The 20,758-nt window shown below is 44.0% G+C and carries 18 protein-coding genes; all 18 read left to right on the top strand.

Features of this window, described 5'->3' with window-relative positions; genetic code table 11:
• Positions 1–11: 11 nt before the first annotated feature.
• Positions 12–3,527, top strand: coding sequence for a TonB-dependent receptor domain-containing protein (locus tag E8Q33_RS08850; RefSeq protein WP_136554224.1), 3,516 nt, complete (start codon positions 12–14; stop codon positions 3,525–3,527).
• A 151-nt stretch (positions 3,528–3,678) separates the two neighbouring features.
• Positions 3,679–4,662, top strand: a complete 984-nt coding sequence (locus E8Q33_RS15640; RefSeq protein ID WP_211116133.1) for a hypothetical protein — start codon at positions 3,679–3,681, stop codon at positions 4,660–4,662.
• Positions 4,663–4,746: 84 nt separating this feature from the next.
• The gene (locus tag E8Q33_RS08840; protein WP_136554223.1) at positions 4,747–6,990 is read left to right on the top strand and encodes a calcium-binding protein; all 2,244 of its coding nucleotides are present in this window, start codon (positions 4,747–4,749) and stop codon (positions 6,988–6,990) included.
• 79 nt (positions 6,991–7,069) lie between these two features.
• Positions 7,070–7,564 carry a type II secretion system major pseudopilin GspG gene (gene gspG / locus E8Q33_RS08835; protein ID WP_136554221.1) on the top strand — a complete coding sequence of 165 codons (495 nt, stop codon included), beginning with the start codon at positions 7,070–7,072 and terminating at the stop codon, positions 7,562–7,564.
• Between the two features lie 11 nt (positions 7,565–7,575).
• A complete protein-coding gene (locus E8Q33_RS08830) occupies positions 7,576–8,772 on the top strand; it encodes a type II secretion system F family protein (RefSeq protein WP_136554219.1) in 1,197 nt (398 codons plus the stop codon).
• Positions 8,769–10,484: a GspE/PulE family protein gene (locus E8Q33_RS08825; RefSeq protein ID WP_211116132.1), complete on the top strand. Its 1,716-nt coding sequence runs from the start codon at positions 8,769–8,771 to the stop codon at positions 10,482–10,484. The genes E8Q33_RS08830 and E8Q33_RS08825 overlap by 4 nt, the downstream gene beginning before the upstream one ends.
• Positions 10,465–11,340 (top strand): hypothetical protein, encoded by an 876-nt coding sequence (locus E8Q33_RS08820; RefSeq protein ID WP_136554217.1) that lies wholly within the window; start codon positions 10,465–10,467, stop codon positions 11,338–11,340. Before E8Q33_RS08825 ends, E8Q33_RS08820 begins: the two co-directional genes overlap by 20 nt.
• Complete coding sequence (locus E8Q33_RS08815) at positions 11,337–11,849, top strand: hypothetical protein (RefSeq protein WP_136554214.1); 513 nt, start codon at positions 11,337–11,339, stop codon at positions 11,847–11,849. Before E8Q33_RS08820 ends, E8Q33_RS08815 begins: the two co-directional genes overlap by 4 nt.
• Positions 11,850–11,853: 4 nt before the next feature.
• Positions 11,854–12,414, top strand: a complete 561-nt coding sequence (locus tag E8Q33_RS08810) for a hypothetical protein (protein WP_136554212.1) — start codon at positions 11,854–11,856, stop codon at positions 12,412–12,414.
• The gene (locus tag E8Q33_RS08805; RefSeq protein WP_136554210.1) at positions 12,415–12,903 is read left to right on the top strand and encodes a hypothetical protein; all 489 of its coding nucleotides are present in this window, start codon (positions 12,415–12,417) and stop codon (positions 12,901–12,903) included. It begins immediately after the preceding gene.
• The gene (locus tag E8Q33_RS15985) at positions 12,900–13,313 is read left to right on the top strand and encodes a M48 family metallopeptidase (protein WP_247869991.1); all 414 of its coding nucleotides are present in this window, start codon (positions 12,900–12,902) and stop codon (positions 13,311–13,313) included. Before E8Q33_RS08805 ends, E8Q33_RS15985 begins: the two co-directional genes overlap by 4 nt.
• Complete coding sequence (locus E8Q33_RS08800; RefSeq protein WP_247869990.1) at positions 13,291–14,847, top strand: type II and III secretion system protein; 1,557 nt, start codon at positions 13,291–13,293, stop codon at positions 14,845–14,847. The genes E8Q33_RS15985 and E8Q33_RS08800 overlap by 23 nt, the downstream gene beginning before the upstream one ends.
• Positions 14,844–15,329: a prepilin-type N-terminal cleavage/methylation domain-containing protein gene (locus tag E8Q33_RS08795; RefSeq protein ID WP_136554208.1), complete on the top strand. Its 486-nt coding sequence runs from the start codon at positions 14,844–14,846 to the stop codon at positions 15,327–15,329. The genes E8Q33_RS08800 and E8Q33_RS08795 overlap by 4 nt, the downstream gene beginning before the upstream one ends.
• Positions 15,329–15,715 (top strand): type II secretion system protein, encoded by a 387-nt coding sequence (locus tag E8Q33_RS08790; RefSeq protein WP_136554207.1) that lies wholly within the window; start codon positions 15,329–15,331, stop codon positions 15,713–15,715. Before E8Q33_RS08795 ends, E8Q33_RS08790 begins: the two co-directional genes overlap by 1 nt.
• Complete coding sequence (locus tag E8Q33_RS08785; protein WP_136554205.1) at positions 15,702–16,181, top strand: type II secretion system protein; 480 nt, start codon at positions 15,702–15,704, stop codon at positions 16,179–16,181. The genes E8Q33_RS08790 and E8Q33_RS08785 overlap by 14 nt, the downstream gene beginning before the upstream one ends.
• Positions 16,182–16,203: 22 nt before the next feature.
• Positions 16,204–17,931: a type I secretion system permease/ATPase gene (locus tag E8Q33_RS08780; RefSeq protein ID WP_136554203.1), complete on the top strand. Its 1,728-nt coding sequence runs from the start codon at positions 16,204–16,206 to the stop codon at positions 17,929–17,931.
• Between the two features lie 21 nt (positions 17,932–17,952).
• Positions 17,953–19,287, top strand: a complete 1,335-nt coding sequence (locus E8Q33_RS08775) for an HlyD family type I secretion periplasmic adaptor subunit (protein ID WP_136554201.1) — start codon at positions 17,953–17,955, stop codon at positions 19,285–19,287.
• 9 nt (positions 19,288–19,296) lie between these two features.
• Complete coding sequence (locus E8Q33_RS08770) at positions 19,297–20,628, top strand: TolC family outer membrane protein (RefSeq protein ID WP_136554199.1); 1,332 nt, start codon at positions 19,297–19,299, stop codon at positions 20,626–20,628.
• The last annotated feature ends 130 nt before the right edge of the window (positions 20,629–20,758 follow it).

Genomic DNA, 20,758 nt, shown 5'->3' with positions numbered 1-20,758 from the left:
TCGGAGAGAGAATGTTGAATATGCACAATCAGGGCAAACTCTGCCTGAAGAAAAAGTTTTATCGTTGTCTATCAGTTGCCTCACTGAGTATGGCATCCACCATACCGTTGAATCATATCGTTATGGCAGCAGATGAAACTGTGCAGGAAGCACCCAAAAACTATTCAATTCCCGCAGGCCCTTTAAGTAAAGCCATCTCAGATTATGCCGCCGAAACCGGCGTGCGATTGACCTTCGATCCAGCCATAGCTCAGGGCAAACAAACCAGAGGCTTAGAAGGCGAATATTCTGTTGATGAAGGCTTTAACCGTCTTTTAAAAGACAGTGGCCTAGAAGCAATCGACGATCAAGCAGGTGGTTATTTTCTTGTACCAGCATTACCCACCTTTGGCGAAGATACTTTGACTCTGGAAAAAGTCGATGTCCGCGCTCAACGATTCTATGAATTAGGCCCATTACCAGGTTTAGGGCTCACTAAAGAAGAAATACCCGGAAACGTACAAAGTCTCTCAGCTAAAGATATTAAAGAATCACACTCTTTAAGCATGACTGATTTGTTTAATACCAAGCTTCAAGGTGTCACGGTCAATGACTACCAAGGTAACCCATTTCAAATGGACGTGCAGTATCGTGGATTTAGTGCTGGCCCACAAATAGGTACGCCACAAGGTTTAAGTGTTTTCTTCGATGGTATCCGTGTCAATGAACCCTTCGGTGATGTAGTGAACTGGGACATGATCCCCATGAATGCCATTGCCAATGTAGATGTATTTCCAGGTTCGAATCCCATTTTTGGTCTGAACACACTTGGTGGTGCATTCACCATGAAAACCAAGGATGGATTTAACAATACCACTACTGATATACAGGTTTTAAAAGGTTCCTTTGGCCGTGAACAACTCCAAGCAGAGAGCGGTTGGAACAATGGCACCATTGCATTTTTCGGAGCTGGAAGCTTTTTTATAGAAGATGGATGGCGCGAAAACTCTCCCAGTGAAGTCAATCAAGCATTCGGTAAAGCCAGTTATCGTGGTGAAAGATTAGATATCAACTTAAGCACATTATTAGTCGAAACAGATCTTGTTGGTAATGGATTAATCCCCAGTGAAGAATATGACCGAGATCGAAATAGTGTATTTACTGCGCCGGACACGACTAAAAATAAATTACAACAATTTCAATTAGCTTCCGCCTTTCAGGTGAATGAAACCTTTAGTGTAACCGGACAGGTTTATAGACGAAACAGTGACCGACGCCAAAAAGGTGCTGATGTGATGACGGATTATAGTCAAGAAGCAATTGCAAAACGTTTACCAGCTGAAGGTGAAGAATATACATGCTTATTCAATAGTACTAACGGAGAAGGGGTGCCGGATTACTATGTAATTCCAATTGAGAATTACGATCCAGATACAAATAACTTATTTACTTTTAATAATACGGCTTCACTATTTTTCTTGAATGATTTATTCGTTTTAAGCCCCGAAGATTTGGCAGCAAATTATGCATCATTTAAAAATACAGAGTTACCCGATGAGTATTTAAATGCTTATCGTTATAAGTTTGAATCATATCGTAATCTTTTAGAATACGAAGCAATTAATAGAAACAATCCCATAGTGAACGTGAGTGGAGAAAGCTCTGCAGAATATTTTAATGAAAATAGCTTTGTTGCAGATTTTTCTCAACCATTGTTTGCCGATGTTGTAGCCGCTCCTTTTGGTGCTTTTTTTGATATCAGCAATCATTTTTTTACTACAGATGAAAATGGCATTATTACCAAACACTATGTGACGCTATTACCAGCAATAAATCAAGATACATGCCAAGCAACACGAACTACCGTTAATAATTATGAAATCACCGATCCTGACAATCCTAGCAATCCTTTATTGATTGATGGTGCTGGGTTAGGGCAGCCTGGATATATTCCGGGTACACCAACCGCAATCCTTACCGATAATCGAATTACACAAACAACTGATGGAGCATCAGTACAATTTAACTGGAATTTAGCAAAGCATAAATTTATGGTCGGCTTATCTATTGATGATGCTAGTGCAGAATACAATAACAGCCAGCAATTAGGTTTTTTTGATGCTAACCGCAATGGCTATTTAGATCCAGACCAAGCACATCCGCAATTTGCTGCTGCGTTTACCCCGATTAATAACAATGACTTTAGTGGGACCAATACCACTAAAAGTGTGTATTTCAGTGAAACGTGGAGTCCAGTAGAAAATTGGCACTTTAATTTCTCTGGACGTTATAACGATACAAAAACCAAAAACAAAGTTGCTACTCGCAGTGGTTTTTTTGCTTATACGGTGGGTGACCTACTAACTGAGCCAGACAGGGTTAATATTTGCCCCAATGGCGATTGCAGTGGTGTGCCAACGAATTTTCATCCACTCAGAATAAACTCAACAGTGGATGAAGCTGAAACCGAAACCTTTAGCTTCTATTCATTTAATCCATCATTAGGCGCTACTTGGCAAGCAAGAGATAATCTAAATCTTTATGCAAATTGGTCTCAAGGAACACGAGTACCAAGCGTTATAGAGCTCGGATGTGCAGCCGACAATACGCCATCAGGAGTGTTTTATGGCGATGGGCAAGGCGGATTCTACGAAATCCCCAAAAGTGTGCAAGAAAACCGTCAGTGTTATTTGCCAACAACTCTATCTGGTGATCCTTATCTGCCGCAGATTAAAGCGACCTCACACGATATCGGGGTTCGGGGCACTATTGGTAATAACCTGCAATGGAATCTCGGTGCATACCAAACTGATTTAAAAGACGATATTTATTTCGTAGCGCTTAATAATGGTATGGGATTTTTTGACACGATAGGGGATACCCGCCGTCGAGGTATAGAGGCCGGTCTATCGGGTCAACAGGGCAAATGGGGCTTTAGTGTCAACTATGCGTTGACAGATGCCACTTTTGAAAATGATTTTTATATGTTTAGTGATGCTAATAGCAGTGCTGAATATATCCCCGGATTAGGGCTATCAGTAATTAAGGTCGAAAAAGGCAGCTCTATGCCGGGTGTGCCATTACATAATCTGAATGCGACTATTAATTATCAAGTCACACCTAAATGGCTAGTTGGTTTTACTGCGGTCGCTCATTCAGACAGTTATGTCCGTGGCAATGAAAACAATGAGCATAAAGTTGGCGAAACCCAATACAGACAAGTCACTCTTCCAGATGGGACTACTGTATTAGCTCCCAGACAGACTGCCTATAACCCAGGAAAGGTGCCAGGATTCGTCACATTTAACTTTCAAACAAGTTATAGGTTTACACCTAACTTGAATGTCAGCTTCTTGGTCAACAATATCTTTGATAAAGAATATTTTTCTGCGGGTCGTTTAGGCCGTAACCCATTCTCACCCAGTATTAACGGTGCCATAGGTCCAAGCGGCTATAACCACAATTCCGATGATTGGTTGAGTACTAATTTTGTGGCCCCTGGAGCCCCAAGAGGAGCATGGCTCAGTTTGAATTGGCAGTTTGATTAATGAAGAAAGAGGTTTTTGGACTAGGCAGGCATTTATGACTGCCAATGTTTCATCTTCAAGCGTTTAAAACCTGATCAGTAGTGACGCTTGAAATGAAGGTGATACAGGCAGCCACAAATGCCTGTTTATTGTAGCTCGTAAGGAGACGCAAATGAAACAGAAAGCATTAAAACTCACAATACTTGCAGCAATCGGGTTTTCTGCTGCTCAAGCTCAAGCACTCGGATTAGTCGCATTGCCTGATACTGGCTTTGCTAGTTCAGCCTATACCAATTGTTACAATGATGGTCGAGTTGTGCCACCCAGCAACGCAGATGATGTCAAAGGGAACTTTGGCTCTTATCCTATAGCAAGTGCCAATCGGCCTTCATCCTCAAAAAATAATACTTGTTATGTTACTCCACCAGCTGCTGAAGGAACCTCACCAATTGCAGGTTATACATTGGCTGGTTTTCGTACTACGAATATTCCAACAACCACAGGTGGCACAGGCAATATTGGGACAGTTGTAGATTATCTATGGCGTAACGCTGCTCAAACGATGTGTATTTTTGGGACTCGAGCCACCATGATCAACGCTGATCATGATAGTTCAATTTCTGGTACACAATACTTTGAGATTAATGATATAGCCCGTGGAGGTTTTGCAGCCTCGGGCACTGTCAATGTTGGTTACACCTTATTTACTACGACTGCTTCACCTGTTTATCGCGTAGGTAGAACATTTACAGCAGTTCAACACAGAGCACTTCAATACAACACACTGGCAAATCAAGCCATTAATGGTACGAACTATCTGGATCTGCCGACCAAAAATAGCGTCACTGCAGCTATTACAGGTGAAAACTCACCTATTGATGCTACGACACCAGCCAGCACAACCTTGGCAACACAAGATGCTGTTGTAAATAGCAATTGGGTAAATTTTACTGCTGATACGGTGTTTATTGATGATGATGGTTCGACAAACCCTTTATCAGGTTTCACCTATATAGAAGCTCCTTGTAATTCAACAAATCCAACAACATGGGTACAAACAGGTGCAATTCGCCTGCGTCAAACCGCTCAGGAAGAAACTACCTTCAAGGAAATTACCATTCCTGGGTTTGCTCCTCCTGGTGCAACGATACCCTGATAAATGATTGTGAACTTAGATGACAAGCGAGGTGTGTTCAACACACCTTGTTTGTTTTAAAGGAATATTTTTAAGGAGCCTATCATGGCGATTAAAATTTTTAATACGACAGAAGTAACTTATGCCGGCACCAATAATGCTGATTTGGTTATTGGAAATGATTTGGATAATTTTATAGAGGGCGACGATGGCAATGACATAATCTTTGCTGGTGGCGGCAATGATATTGTTTTTGGTGGTAATGGTAATGATGTCATCTTTGGTGGTTCAGGAAATGACTACATTGACGCTGGAGATGGTAATGACATTGTTTTCGGTGGAGATGGTGATGACACCATTTTTGGTGGCTCCGGCAACGATATTATTTTTGGAGGTAGTGGTGACGATACTATCTTCGGTGGGGATGGTGATGACATTCTTCATGGTGGTGAAGGCAGTGATTATATTAACGGTGGTAGTAGTACCGCTGGTGATGAAACTGTCGATGGCAATATCTATCTCGCAACGTCAAATGATGTACTAATCGGCGGGGAGGGGAATGATACTTTCGTTTTCGGAGACGATGATGAATATGAAGATCATGACGATGACGACGACGATGATCATGACGATGACGATGACGATGACTTTGAGGCGCCTTCGGTCACATTAGATGGTGGCACTTCTGCTTTAGATATTGCAGGCAATATCGCTAGATACACCAATGTGACTGAAGCAGAAGAAGGTAACGAAGATGCTGGTTTTGTTGTCTACGATAATGTGACCGGACAGTTCGTTGCATTGGATAGCCTCGAAATTGCTGAACAAACTCAAACTGATGTTCGTTTGAATATCGTTACACGCCCTGGTTCTTCAGAAATCAATACTGCAGCTACTACTATTGCAGGATATAACGCTGTAGATACGCTTGAATTCACCGAAAGTGGTGACTTCTCTGAGTCTATAGGCTTTGCAGGTATTGAACGTATCGAGTTAGCCAGTGGCGTTAATATCATCCTTTCATCTGAGCAATTGGAAGAAAACGGTGAGTCCCTGAGCTTGGGTGTTTTGAATCCTGGTACCCATATTTATGGTGTTGCAGGCGGTCCTTCTGAGTCAGTCACAATCAAGATGGAATACGAGGAAGAAGAGTTCGAGCCTGACGATGACATTGAAGGGGCCGAAGAAGTTGAATATGACTATGCTGTGTTTTCAGCTGCTGACTACTCCATAGCTAACTTATTCCACGATGTAGACATTATCTACGATGCCAGTGAAGGCGAAGAAGGCAGTTTTACCTATATAAACGGTGGCAATGAATTGGTGGGTGCCACTGAAACTGTTTATGGTAGTGCTGGTGTCGACTACGGTGTCATGAATGGTGGTGATGATACCTACTACGGCGGTGGTGGGAACGATGTGCTGGTTGGTGGAAGTGGTACCGATAGTTTGTATGGTGAAGATGGCGATGACATCTTTATTATCGGCGGATTTGGCACGGGTGTATCTGGTACGACCTCTGATGCTGATGATGGTCAAAAAGAATGGATCGCGACAGGTGCGAAACATGATCTGATCGTTGGTGGAGATGGTATTGATACCTTGCGTATTACTACCGGCATTGGTGCGGATACTAAAGCTAACGGCACTATTGTGTTAAACGATGCCAATTTCCAAAGCATGGAAGTCGTTCAGGTCGGTGGTACGGTTGACCGACTGAATGTTGAAAATGAAGCATTGCAGATGCTGAATGATCATTACTACTTCCAGGCCAATGGCAATGTCGATGATCTAAGCAATACCCTGGGTAATAACGGTGGAACCATTAACAACGTGGTTGTTGATGCGTCTGGCGTGACTGCCAACGGGCTGCGTTTTGAAGGTAATGCCGATAACAATACCTTTATCGGTACCACACAAGACGATGTGTTTATCGGTAACGGTGGTAATGACGTGCTAACCGGTGGTGGCGGTGCTGATACCTTTGTGTTTGGCAAAGTGTGGGAACAGGTTGTTACTGGCGATGATGATGAAGTCCAAACCTATGTTGATACGGCGTTTGAATTAAGTGGTATCGACTTTATCACTGACTTTATAAGTGGTCTGGACAAAATCGCGCTCAATATCGATATGTTCAGTTCATTAACGGTTGGTGGCTTCTCTGCAGCTAATTTGGTGGTCGGTGCTGGTGCAACAGCAATGGACGCGGATGATTTCTTACTGTTCGATACCTCTACATTTACACTGAGTTACGATGCCGATGGTAATGGTGCTGGAGCTGCAATCCAGTTTGCTATCTTGGATGGTGTGACGTCATTTAGTGCCACCGATGTGGAAGTTTTTGCTTAAGCGTTGAGCGAAGGGTGTACCTGTTTCCCCAGTCAGGTACACCCTTTTTTTTCAAACTTAATCATTAATCGAGAAAGCCATGTCAGAACATTTATTTTTCAGCAGAAGTACAGCTTTATCTGACCATCCTGCACAACATGCATGTGTCAGGAGCAATAAGACTCAACAAGGTTTTACATTGCTTGAATTGCTGGTTGTCATGGTCATTATTGGCTTGTTGGCTGGTTATGTCGGGCCGAAATATTTTGCTCAAATTGGCAAATCAGAAGTGAAAACCGCAAAAGCTCAAATTGAAGCACTGGGCAAAGCTTTGGATCAATATCGCCTTGATGTAGGGCGTTATCCCAGTACAGAACAAGGTCTGGCTGCATTAAATACCCGACCGGGCAATGAGCAAAAATGGCAAGGGCCATATTTGCAAAAGGCGGTACCGAATGATCCATGGGGCAATCCCTATCATTACCAAATGCCAGGTGCTCATGGACAATATGACGATTACGATTTGTGGTCGCTAGGCAGTGATGGAGCCAGCGGCGGCAAAGATACTGCAGCTGATATTGTGAGCTGGCAGTAGGTGTTTTGCGAATGAAGTTTACCTTGAAAGTGATCCAAGGTGATGCCATCACGCTGATGGAGATGGAAGCAGGCAATGCGTTGCAAGCTCGCTATTTAGCTGAGCAGCAAGGACATCATGTGCTTTCGGTTAATCAGCACAAGGCAGGGCCGATTAAATTCAATCTGACCGGTCTGAAAAAAACCAAATTCAATGTGATGTTATTCAGCCAAGAGCTACTGGCTTTAATTGAATCAGGATTAAGTCTGGTTGAGGCCATCGAGGCCTTAGCTGAGAAAGAAACACACGCTGAATCGAAAGCGGTGTTAAATCAAATCAAGTCGTCATTGTTTGATGGACAGCCACTTTCGGCGTCATTAGAAAAGGTGTCTGGCGTTTTTACGCCGCTTTATATTGCATTGATCCGCGCCAGTGAACGCACCGGTGATATGGAAACCGCATTAAGCCGACATGTAGCGTATCAATCTCAGGTTTATACGATGAAAAAGAAAATTGTCTCGGCGGCTATTTATCCAGTGTTGCTGCTGGTTGTTGGCGGTCTGGTGGTGTTGTTTTTACTAGGCTATGTGGTGCCCAAATTCAGTGTAATTTATGAGAGCACCAATGCTGATTTGCCTTGGCAGTCTCAGTTATTGCTTAGCTGGGGCCGTTTATTACATAGCCATGGGACCGAGGCTTTTGCGGTGTTCATTATCAGCACCTGTGTGTTGGTCTATGTATTGAGCCGACCTTTTGTTCGGCGAGTTATCATGGCCAAAGCCTGGCAAATCCCCAAGTTGGGCGAAACCCTACGAATCTATCAACTGGCGCGTTTTTACCGAACATTAAGCATGTTGCTGCGAGGCGGGATTCCGTTAATGACAGCAATGCAGATGGTGTCGTCATTATTACAGCCATTGTTACGCAGCAAACTAGCCTTTGTGGCAAACGATGTAAAAGAAGGCAAACCCTTATCCAGTGCCATGGAAATGCACGGACTGACCACGTCCATTTCAGTACGCATGTTACGAGTAGGTGAACGTACCGGACAAATGGGCGACATGATGGAACGCATCGGCATCTTTTATGACGATGAAATTGCCCGAGCAGTGGAGTGGTTTACCAAATTACTCGAACCGGCCTTGATGATTATTATCGGTCTGGTGGTCGGGTTGGTCGTGGTGTTGATGTATATGCCGATTTTTGAATTGGCAGGGAGCATTCAATGAACACGGCTTATCATGCATCGTTGCAGTCACCGTCTGAAAAAATCGATGCAGTATTAACGGTAGAACAATTACATCAGGCTAAAAAGCTTGCTGGTCAAACCAATCAACCATTGTTAACAGTGCTGGAAGATATCAGCAATTTAACGCCTGATCTGTTTGTACAGGCTTTAGGCCAGTTGATGCATTACCCGGTGCTGACTATTTCACAGTTATATGACATGCAGCCCGACTTTACTGTGTTGTCATTTACTCAGGCCGAAAAGTTAGGCTGCATTGCAGTGCGCGATCAGCAACATACCTTATATATAGTCCATGCCAATCCGTTTGAAGCCAATTTAACCAGCAAAATTGATCTGCTGATCGCTGAAACGGTCGTTTGGATATTAACTCATAACGATGATTTAGAGGTGTATTTAGCCCATCACGAAACCAGTATGCGAGCGTTGGGTGAGGTGAATGCCATCCATGGTGAACATATCCTTGAGCAACACGGGCTGGAAGATATTTCACTACGATCTATCAGCGAAGATACCAGCCCGATTGTGAAGTTTGTTCGTTCAACGCTTTACGACGCCCTTAAGTCCGGTGCGAGCGATATTCATCTGGAAACTGATCAAAACGGTTTGAAGGTGAAATACCGTATTGATAGTGTTTTGAGTCATGTCGGTGGAATTCAAGGTGCTGCCCAAGCTGAGCAAGTTATCTCACGGGTCAAGGTTATGTCCGAGTTGGATATTGCCGAGCGGCGTATTCCTCAGGATGGACGTTTTAAAATCCTGGTATTGGGTCGTGAGGTAGATCTTCGGGTATCGATAATGCCCAGTGTGCTGGGTGAAGATGCAGTCTTGCGGGTGTTGGACCGACAAGCGTTAAGCGAAGAGGCACAAGGCTTGAGTCTGGATTTACTCGGCTTTGCACCTGACATCATGGCGCGGTTTCGTTTATTAGCCGAAGAGCCTTATGGCATGTTGCTGGTCACCGGACCAACAGGTAGCGGTAAAACAACGACCTTGTACGGCATTATTTCGGAAATAAATCACGGTACCGACAAGATCATTACCATTGAAGATCCGGTGGAATATCAACTTCCGGGCGTGTTGCAAATACCCGTTAATGAGAAAAAAGGCCTGACCTTTGCTAAAGGCTTGCGTTCTATCTTACGTCACGACCCTGACAAAATTATGGTCGGCGAGATCCGTGATAACGAAACCGCACAAATTGCGGTGCAATCTGCGTTAACCGGCCATTTGGTATTAACCACCGTGCATGCCAATAACGTATTTGATGTGATTGGCCGGTTTACCAATATGGGCGTAGACCCGTACAACTTTGTATCAGCGATGAATGGCATTTTGGCTCAGCGACTGGTGCGGGTGAATTGCCCACATTGCCTGGTCGACGATAATCCTGATACTGCTCTGATCGAAAAATCTGGTTTAACGCTGGAACAAGTCAGCGACTTCACCTTTAAAAAAGGCCAGGGCTGTGGCCAGTGCCATGGCCTGGGTTACAAAGGCCGTAAAGCCATAGCGGAATTGCTGTGTTTCAACGATCACATCCGAGAATTGATTGTGACCCGAGAGCCGGTTCGCAAGATCAAAGAAGCAGCCTATGCCAATGGCACCAAGACAATGCGTGAAGCCGCATTGCTATTGGTCAAACAAGGTGAGACGACGTTAGAGGAGATTAATCGTGTTACCACATTGGCTTAGTTTGATGAAAGATGAGCTGAATGTGTGTATTCGGCCCAACAGTCTTATTTTACGGCGCTTTAAAGGTCTGCCCGCTAAAACCACTTGTGTCGATCAGCAAAAAATCGTTTTGAAAAAAACGATGAGTCAGGCCGAGATTGAATCGGGCTATTTAGCCAAAGTGCTGAAAGAGGCACTTAACGTGGAGCGTTGGCAAGCCTCCACGGCCACCATTGTAGTAGCCAATCATTTGGTTCGTTATGCCTTGATTCCTTGGAATTCAGAAATAAAAACTGCTGATGAATCTCAGGCTTATTTACATCATTGTTTTATCAGCGTGTATGGCGATGCCGTAGCGAGCTGGAATAAATGCCAAAGCCCGGCTGCATATGGTCAAAAGGCATTGGCAAGTGCGATGCCACGCGAACTTTTGCAAACGGTGCAGGATGTTTTTTCTCCCATGCTGATCCGCTTTAACTCGGTTCAACCTTATTTAATGACCATTGCCAATCAAGCCATTGCAGTAATTAAAAAACAAAATTTACAAAGCGCCTGCTGGCTAGCTGTTATTGCGGATGGTCGTGTGTGTCTGTGTTTGCTGATAGAGGGCGAGTGGTGTTGGGTGAAAAATGTGCAGCAGGAAACAGATACCGTTGCCCAAATCGAGATGCTTATCCAGCGCGAACGTTTAATGAACAATGAGATAGATAAGCTGTTAAAAAAAGGCAGGCAGTTACCAATGTTAGTGCATTGGCCTGATTTGCCCGTGAACCAAAAAATACAACTGCCAAACCATCGGATTATCAAGCTGGCCTCTTCAAAACTATTTAGCACTGATCCGGCAGAAAATCAGATAACAAGGTTAATAACTTTATGAAACTGATTAGCCTGAATCACACATTGAACCCGGCCCATTCACGGCCAATTCCCAATATATTTTTGTTTATCAGTGTGGCGATATTACTGATTAGCCTGTTCTTTCTGCAACGCAGTAGTGTCACGTTGCAGCAACTTAAAAATGAACAATCAGAATATTCGCGTTCAGTGGATAGCAATTCTGTGGCATTAAAACTCACCGAAAAAGAACAAACGGAATTGGACGCTGTGAAAGCAGCCATCAGCGAAATTGTTATGCCCTGGCCGCGTTTGTTTAGTGCCCTGGAAGTATCCAGATTGCAAACGATTAATGTGCTTTCTGTTGAGCCGAATCTCCGGGCAAAAAGCTTTCATATTACGGCGGTGACTTATCCGGTTGAAGAAATACTGATGTATATCACTCAGCTTAAACAACAGGAGGAATTTACTTCAGTAAGTTTAATTTCCACCGAGACAGTCAGGGTGGATGGCAAAAATGCGACCCAGTTTGAACTGTTAGTGCTCTGGTAAGCGTATGACACAGAGCAAACACATGGATGCAAAAATGCAGTGGTTTTCATACCAAATGCGTCGATTGGGCTGGCAAGGACAGGTGGCCATTCTGTTATTGATCGCAACCGTAGTTATCTTTTTTATCGTCCAGGCCAATAACGAAGAGGCGCAAAAGCTGGGTTTGGTGATTGATGATCTGCAACGCACTGTGCCGGTCGAAATCAAACGCGAAAAGCAATCCAACTATATCGCTAAACGTTTTTATGACGCGTTACCTTCTGAGAATGAAGCGAATCAAAAAATTGCTGATGTATTTGCCATTATCGAAAAACACGATTTAGCGCTGAATCGATCGGATTACTCAACCCGTGCTATCCCTCAATCCCCCATGGTGTTGTATCACATCAAATTCCCCTTAGTCGCACAGTATCCAACCATCCGAAATTTTGTCACCGATGTCATGAATAGCCAGCGGACCATTGCACTAAGTCATATCAACTTTAAACGTGATGATCTCAACAGTGACGTGGTCAGTGCCAATCTCGAATTTATTTTATATACCAAAGCAGCAGGAAAAGAGTAAGTGCAAAGCATTAAAAACAACTTGCTATGGATTGGTCTGGCGATAACGTTGCTACTGGTCTATCTGGTCGAGCAGCAAGAAGAAGACGTTGATGCTGTTGAAGTTATCGCACCTGCGTCAGTGCAAGTTCAACCTTTGCAAACCACCCAAACTGATACGACAGATGAGGATATTCAGTTACGAAAACCGATTATCGAAACGCCGAGAAATCTGTTTGAAATACCACGAGTCGCTGAGCCGGAAATGACGGTAGACCCTATGCCGGTAGCACCCGCATCGCCGGTTAATCCCTATATATATGTTGGAAAACTAATCGAGGATGGTGAAATGCGGGTGTTTTTGACCAATGGGCAGAAGAACTATGTGGTCAAAACTGGCGATACGCTCGAAGACACCTGGCAAGTCAAATCCATTGAGTCGACTGAAATGATTCTGTTTAACCTGCCAACCCAAACCCAAGTCAGTGTGCAAATTGGAGCGTTACTTTGAAATTAAAAAGGGATATTTACTGGGTAAGCACGCTGAAACGCAGCAGTTTGCTGATGGCAATGCTGTGTTTGCAAAGCTGTTCATCCATATCAACGTATCAGAAACAGGATCTGGTGGATCAAGAGTTTAATGATGCCAGACAATTGATTGCTAAAGGCCAGTTAGACGCTGGAACCCAAAAACTGACGGCATTGGTTCAGCAATATCCCGACAATGTTCATTACAGAAACACCCTGAAAATGCATCAGGATTTAGCGGTCGCCCAACGCATTAAATCTGCCGAAGTTTTACTAAAACAAGGCGACTTGAATCAAGCCGAATCCATATTTCAAAGCATTTTAATCACTTCCCCCGAAAATCAGCGTGCTTTGAACGGCTTAAAAAAAAGTGGCGATTGCCCAAAGACATAAAACCCTGGTGAATGGTGCTCAAATGGCCTATGCAGAACAGGATTTTGATACGGCCCGAGCATTATTGAGAGCAATCCTGGCCGAGGATACCACTCATGTCGAAGCCAGATCCTTGTTTGAAATGATTGATCAACAAGCCATGGACAAGGTTAATACCGTTCCCCAAATTAATTCGGCCTTTAAACAATCGGTCAGTCTGGAATTTAACAATGCACCTATCAAGTCGGTATTTGAATATATCGGTAAAGCAGGGGATTTGAATTTCACCTTTGACCGTGAACTCAGCGATAGCATGCTGACCAGTGTGATATTACGTAACACGCCGATCAGTGATGCGATTGAGACCATTCTGACCACTAATCAGTTGGGCAAAAAGGTACTTAATGAAAACACCATTTTGATTTATCCATTAAGCCGAAGTCATCAATATCAAGAGTTATATGTCCGTAGCTTTTATCTGAATAACATGGACGCTGAACAGGCGATGCTGTTGGTCAAAACGGTGCTGCAAGTAGAAGAAGTGTATATCGATGAAAAGCTGAATACGCTGGTGATGCGTGACACGCTGGATTCGATCAAAACGGCTGAAAAGTTGATTACCTCACAAGATCTGGTTGAGCCGGAAGTGATGCTCGAAGTCGAGGTCATGGAGGTTAATCGCCGTAATCTTGAAGAAATTGGTATTCGTTACCCTGTGCAAATTGGGCTTGGCGTGGAAGGTGAAGATGGCGAGCCTGGCAGGCTGACCTTGGCCGAATTGAAAGAATTTAATTCGGATCTGGGCGTATTCAGTATTACCGACCCCGTATTGGCTTTGAATTTATTACATCGCGATACCGACACTAATCTGTTAGCTAATCCAAAAATTCGGGTGAAAAACCGCGATAAAGCCAAAATCCATGTTGGCGACAAAGTACCGGTACTGACCAGTGTTTCCAATTCAACAGGATTTGTTTCGCAATCGGTCAGCTACATTGATGTGGGCATAAAACTGGAAGTTCAACCAACCATTCTGATTCAAAATCAGGTTTCGATTGAGGTTGAGCTGGAAGTCAGTAATATCATTGATCAAGTTACCAGCAACAGTGGTGTTTTAGCTTACTCGATTGGTAGCCGTAATGCCGCTACAACGTTGCAATTAAAAGATGGTGAAACTCAAGTTCTAGCCGGTCTGTTCACAGATGATCGGCAAAATAATACCTACAAAATTCCGGGGCTATCTCACCTGCCTTTTATAGGCCGTTTTTTTACCAATATCAGTACGGATAAACAGAAAAGTGAAATTGTTCTGCTGATCACCCCACGTATTCTTCACAACATTGTGCCGGCCAATTCTGTTTACACAGCATTTCCTTCCGGTGTCAGTCAGGCAGCCCGAAGTGCTCAGATGCCTCAAGCTCGACCAATGGCGACTGTTGCTCCACATCCTATGGCACCGATTGTGATTCAGACTGAATCAGATATGCAGGAAAGAAATGCGGCGACAGCAGAAGAATTTGCCAGACAAATCCAATCGCCGAGTGGCATCGAATGAAGATGGTTCAGAAGAAACACCGTGGTTTTACGCTGATAGAACTGCTAGTGGCGTTGGTGTTATTGGCATTAATCGTGAGCTCTGTAGCACCGCTGATGCAAATGACCGTCAAGCGAAATAAAGAGCAGGAACTCAAACGGGCGTTATGGCAAATGCGTGATGCGATTGATGCCTATAAAGAGGCAGTTGAAGACGGTCGTATCGAAATGTCCGACGATAAATCAGGTTATCCCCGTTCGTTACAAGAGTTAGTGGATGGAGTTGAAAACGCTCAGGATCCTGATAACAAAAAAATCTATTTCTTACGACGGATACCACGGGATCCCTTTGCCACAAATGACAAGCTAAGTAATGCAGAAACCTGGGGATTGCGAAGTTATGAAAGCTCTTTTGATGAGGGAGAGGCGGGCAATGATGTGTATGACGTGTATTCACTTTCTAACGCCATTGGCATTAACAAACAACCATATCGAGACTGGTGATGCATAAGAAGAACTTATCCGCTGGCTTTACCTTGATTGAAATACTGGTGGTATTGACCATCATAGCCGTACTGCTGAGTCTGGTGGCCCCCCGATATTTTGATTCGGTAGATCGCTCAAAAGAAAATGTGCTGCGGCATGACTTGATAGTGATGAGAAGTGCCATCGATCAGTACCTGGGTGACAAAAATCAATATCCCAATAGTCTGCAGGATCTGGTTGATGGGCGATATTTGAGAGAGGTGCCCGTTGATCCATTGACCGATCGGCGTGACACCTGGGTCTTCAGTAAGCCGGCCACCAATGACTATGAAGGCAGTATTGCTGATGTATTTAGCGGCTCACCGCTGATTTCATCTGAAGGTACACCGTATGCTGAATGGTAAAGCCCAAAAATCCAATCGCGGCTTTATCCTACTCGGCATGCTCTGTTTGCTGGTCATCTCAGGCTATGTCTTGAGCCAGGCCAGTGCCAAATGGAGCGATGTAGTGAAGCGTGAACGAGAGCAGGAGTTGTTAAAAGTCGGTGACACCATCAGAAAGGCAATTGGCAGTTATTACAATGCCACCCCCGGTGTAGTGAAGCAGTATCCACCGAATCTGGAAGCCTTGCTTTACGACGATAGATTTCCCACGCCCAAGCGGCATATTCGCAAGCTTTATATTGACCCGGTCATCCAGCGTGAAGGCTGGGGCATTGTGGTTGCTCCCAATGGTGGCGTGATGGGGGTAAACAGTCTGTCGGGCGAAAAACCATTCAAACAGAAAAACTTTAGACCTCTTTATCAGGATTTTGAAGATAAGGACTATTACGGTGAATGGTACTTCGTGTATGTGGAAAACTACCTGTAAAACAGCAGCTTGCGAGTAACTTATGAAACAACAACTAACAACAGCAAAAAATGAAATCGCTGAGGCACTACTGGCCTTTAAATCCGTGTTCATTACGGTGGCGCTTTTCAGTGCCATTTTGAATCTGCTGATGCTGGTGCCATCGCTATATATGCTGCAGGTTTATGACCGGGTATTGAGCAGCCGGAATGAAGCAACATTATTAATGCTGACCTTGATTGTGGTGGGGGCGTATCTCATTTTGGGCGGTTTGGAATATGTACGCAGTTTTGTGATGATTCGGGTGTCATCAAAACTCGATACGCTATTAAACAAGCGGGTTTATACCGCGGCTTTTGAACAAAGCCTGAAAAATAAAGGCATTAACGCCGGGCAATCACTACAAGATCTGACAGCCATCAGACAATTTGTCGGCGGTAATGGCTTATTTGCTTTTTTTGATGCCCCCTGGTTTCCCATCTATATATTGATTATTTTCCTGTTTGATACGTCACTGGGTTTGTTTGCGTTAGCCGGTTCCATTTTATTAATCGTATTGGCGGTTATTAGTGAGTACATATCCAGAAAGCCGCTCGCTGAAGCCAACTCCATTGCCGTTAAAGCCAATAATCTTGCTACCAATAATTTACGCAACGCCGAAGTGATTGAGGCAATGGGCATGCTGAATAATTTGATGTCACGTTGGTATCGGTTACAACAACAATTTTTAGCATTGCAAAGTGAAGCCAGTGATAAAGCCGCGTCCATTGCTGCAATGAGCCGTTTTTTACGCATCAGTTTGCAATCACTGGTGTTGGGATTGGGTGCTTTATTGGTACTGGAAAACAAAATCACCCCCGGCATGATGATTGTGGCTTCCATCTTAATGGGTCGAGTTTTAAGCCCGGTCGAACAATTAATCAGTGTTGGCAAGTCATGGAATGCAACCAAGAGCGCCTATTTTCGTCTGCATGAATTGCTGGCCGCTAATCCTGCTCGTGAATCTGGTATGGAACTGCCTGAACCAATAGGGCTGGTTACTGTTGAAGGCATTACGGTACTGCCTCCCGGCGCTCAAGTGCCTGCATTAAAAAATGTGACTTTTGCGTTGGAACCTGGCGATGTGCTTGGCGTAATTGGGCCAAGTGGTGCGGGCAAATCGACTCTGGCGCGTATTCTGGTTGGGATTTGGCCACCTAGAATTGGCCATGTTCGACTGGATGCAGTGGATATCTTTCAGTGGAACAAACACGAGCTTGGTCCTCATATTGGTTATCTGCCACAGACTATTGAACTATTTGCCGGCACGGTGAGTGAAAACATCGCCCGTTTTGGCGAAGTAGAGCCTGACAAAGTCATTTTGGCAGCGAAACAGGCCGGTGTGCATGAAATGATTCTTCGCTTACCCGAGGGTTATGACACGTTGTTGGGTGATGATGGCGCGGGTTTATCCGGCGGTCAGAAACAACGTTTGGGATTGGCAAGAGCTATCTATAACGAGCCATCGTTAATTGTGCTTGATGAACCGAATTCAAATCTTGATGAAACCGGTGAGATAGCACTCGCCGCGACAATTAAACAACTTCAAAAGCAACGTAAAACGGTGGTGATGATTACTCATCGCACCAGTGCATTAGCCGTTAGCAACAAACTGTTATTGCTGGTTGATGGCACCACTCAGCTGTTTGGACCGACAGCAAAGGTCATGCAAACCATTGCCCAGAAAAACAAAGAAAATCTAGACAGAACTCAGCCTTCTGCCGTTGCATAACAACAGGGAAACGTTATCAAGATGCAAAACGAACATACCGATCATCAGAATAAAGATGTACTGACATCTATGAATAAAGACATCAAAAAATATACGAGGTTAGGGTGGAGCATCGTTATTGCCGGGTTTGGTGGGTTTTTGATTTGGGCTTCGCTGGCACCTCTGGATCAAGGCGTACCGCTTAATGGCAAAGTGTCTGTGGCGACCAAAAGAAAAGCTGTTCAGTATCAGGATGGTGGAACAGTTGAAGCAATTTTGGTTAAGGAGGGTGATCTTGTTATGGCGGGTGAGGTCGTGGTTCGAATGAATAGCATTCAAGCCAAAGCCAATGCCGAAACTAATCGAGTGCAGTATTACATTGCCAAAGCAACAGAAGCGAGATTGATTGCTGAGCGGGATGATCTGCAAACAATTGAATTCCCCCAAATGCTGATGGAGGTTAGCGATTACCCACGTATTTCAAGTTATTTAGGATCACAAACAGAAATATTCACTTCACGTAGAAAAACCCTACAGAGCCAGTTATCGGTTATTGATGAAAATATCCGGGGATTAATCTCAAAAGTCGAGGGACTGCAAGCTTCAAGAGAAAATAAACTTGAGCAGTTAAAATTTCTTAACGAACAATTAAAAGGCATTCGAGAACTGGAAAAAGAGGGTTATGTCGCTCGTAATCGTCTGCTTGAGCTAGAACAAACGCTGGCTCAGATTAATGCCACCATTTCAGAGGATATCGGCAATATTGCACTGGCTCGAAGCCAAATAGCTGAACTCAAATTAAGCCAATTAAAGATTCGTCAGGAATACATTGCCGAAGTTAGAGCACAGCTATCCGATGTGCAAAAGCAAGTTGATGCGCTTGGCAATCAGTTAACTGGCCTGGATTACGATCTTGAAAAGGTTCTGGTGAGAGCACCAGTGTCAGGCACGGTAGTAGGCATGAATGTGTTTACCGAAGGTGCTGTTGTTGCACCGGGCTTTACCATGATGGAAATTGTGCCCAGAGACGATAGTTTGGTTGTTGAAGGACAATTGGCTGTGCATTTGATTGATAAAGTCAGTCCCGGATTGCCGGTAGAGCTGATGTTTACTGCTTTTAATCGTAATCTCACACCACATATTCCGGGTGAAGTCACTCAAGTTTCAGCTGACCGATTATTGGATGAGGTGACAGGTTCGCCGTATTACCAGTTGATCGCCAAAGTCTCGCCCGAAGGTATCGACATGATGCCGGATTTACGATTACAACCCGGCATGCCCGTAGAGATGTTTGTCAAAACTGGTGAACGAACCATGCTGAATTATCTGCTTAAACCGATTACTGATCGGCTTAAACTTTCAATGTCAGAAGAGTAGGTAAATCCCATGCATCTTTTGACTAAAAACCTCAGTTTTCTGATTTTATGCCTCACCAGCATCGCTGAAGCACAAGCTATAAATTTGATTGAGGCTTATACATTGGCCCGGGATAATGATCCGACATTTATAGCTGCTTTTTATGCACATCAGGCTGGTCAAGAATTTAAAGCGCTAGGACGTTCCAATTTATTACCCGTAGTGACTGCAAGTTATTCGCGTTATAAAAATCATGCCGATATTGATTTTGAAAATGGCTTGGTAAAACGTACCGAAGAAAGGGATTACAGCAGTCAAACAGCCTCAGTCCAGTTGCGTCAGCCACTGATCAATTTTGATGGCTATGCGCGTTATAAACAGGGTGTGGCACAAACGGCGATGAGCGATCAGGAATTTGCCATACGTGAGCAGGAACTGATTTTGCGTGTTTTCAATCGATATGCGGCTGTTTTATATGCTCAGGATATGTTGGGCTTAGCCAAAACAAAAAGAGCAGCTTACGCCGCACAAAAACAGGCAAATCTGTTTATGTTTGAAAATGGCGAGGGCACCAGAACGGATATCCTCGAATCTCAGGCGAAATTTGATCTGGCAGAGGCAGATATTGTCGAGGCACAGAATATTCTGACCGATGCACGAGCCACGTTGAATAAGGTTTTGGGCAGGAAAGTCGACAATATTCAGCCATTGATTAAAGACTTTGCCTCATTACCCATTGAGCCCATCAATCTCGAACAATGGGAATCACTTGCTTTACAAAGCAACCTTGAGCTTGCTGCTCACCGATACACTTTAGAAATAGCTGAACAGGAAGTAAATCGCAGTAAGGCCGCCTATCTACCACGGTTAGATGCGGTGATGAGCATTAATAATAACGTTTCTGATACGACCAATACCTATAATCAGGATGCATTGATACGCTCAATAGGTGTCCAAGTGACGTTACCGCTGTATTCCGGTGGTGCGACACCAGCTCGGGTCAGCCAATCCAAAGCAAATTTACTTAAAGCCAAAGCCGAATTTGATGAAAGAGCCAATGGCGTCATCATTGAGCTGCAAAAGCAGTTCAATCTGGTATTAGATTCAAAACTCAGATTAACAGCATTAACCACAGCAGTGAATTCAGCAGAATTATTAGTCACCGCTACTCATAAAAGCATCAAAGGGGGAACGCGAACCAATATTGATGTGCTGAATGCCGAGAGCCAACTTTTTGAAGCCAAAGGCGATTTATTACTGGCTCGTTATAACTATTTGCAAAGTTATCTGAATCTGAAAAAAGTTACCGGCACCTTGGGTTTTGATGACTTGCAATTGGTCGCAGCACGATTTCAAAATTGAGCCGACGAGCGAATTAGACTTAATAACAATAAATCAGCAACTTAAACCTGAATCCTTTCAGCCTGATCACGAAAACTTGAGGATTTTTTCTCTTGAATATTCATTTATGGTTAGCCGAATAGCTGGATAA

The sequence above is a fragment of the Methylophaga sp. SB9B genome, from assembly GCF_004832235.1.
Classification (GTDB): domain Bacteria; phylum Pseudomonadota; class Gammaproteobacteria; order Nitrosococcales; family Methylophagaceae; genus Methylophaga; species Methylophaga muralis.
The sequence above is the reverse complement of the archived record's forward strand: the minus strand, read 5'-3'. Positions and strand labels throughout refer to the sequence as shown.

Excerpts from the sequence above, each read along its gene's own strand:
- E8Q33_RS08850 (WP_136554224.1), top strand. The coding sequence starts at position 12 with ATGTTGAATATGCACAATCAGGGCAAACTCTGCCTGAAGAAAAAGTTT.
- E8Q33_RS15640 (WP_211116133.1), top strand. The coding sequence starts at position 3,679 with ATGAAACAGAAAGCATTAAAACTCACAATACTTGCAGCAATCGGGTTT.
- E8Q33_RS08840 (WP_136554223.1), top strand. The coding sequence starts at position 4,747 with ATGGCGATTAAAATTTTTAATACGACAGAAGTAACTTATGCCGGCACC.
- gspG (WP_136554221.1), top strand. The coding sequence starts at position 7,070 with ATGTCAGAACATTTATTTTTCAGCAGAAGTACAGCTTTATCTGACCAT.
- E8Q33_RS08830 (WP_136554219.1), top strand. The coding sequence starts at position 7,576 with ATGAAGTTTACCTTGAAAGTGATCCAAGGTGATGCCATCACGCTGATG.
- E8Q33_RS08825 (WP_211116132.1), top strand. The coding sequence starts at position 8,769 with ATGAACACGGCTTATCATGCATCGTTGCAGTCACCGTCTGAAAAAATC.
- E8Q33_RS08815 (WP_136554214.1), top strand. The coding sequence starts at position 11,337 with ATGAAACTGATTAGCCTGAATCACACATTGAACCCGGCCCATTCACGG.
- E8Q33_RS08810 (WP_136554212.1), top strand. The coding sequence starts at position 11,854 with ATGACACAGAGCAAACACATGGATGCAAAAATGCAGTGGTTTTCATAC.
- E8Q33_RS08795 (WP_136554208.1), top strand. The coding sequence starts at position 14,844 with ATGAAGATGGTTCAGAAGAAACACCGTGGTTTTACGCTGATAGAACTG.
- E8Q33_RS08790 (WP_136554207.1), top strand. The coding sequence starts at position 15,329 with ATGCATAAGAAGAACTTATCCGCTGGCTTTACCTTGATTGAAATACTG.
- E8Q33_RS08785 (WP_136554205.1), top strand. The coding sequence starts at position 15,702 with ATGCTGAATGGTAAAGCCCAAAAATCCAATCGCGGCTTTATCCTACTC.
- E8Q33_RS08780 (WP_136554203.1), top strand. The coding sequence starts at position 16,204 with ATGAAACAACAACTAACAACAGCAAAAAATGAAATCGCTGAGGCACTA.
- E8Q33_RS08775 (WP_136554201.1), top strand. The coding sequence starts at position 17,953 with ATGCAAAACGAACATACCGATCATCAGAATAAAGATGTACTGACATCT.
- E8Q33_RS08770 (WP_136554199.1), top strand. The coding sequence starts at position 19,297 with ATGCATCTTTTGACTAAAAACCTCAGTTTTCTGATTTTATGCCTCACC.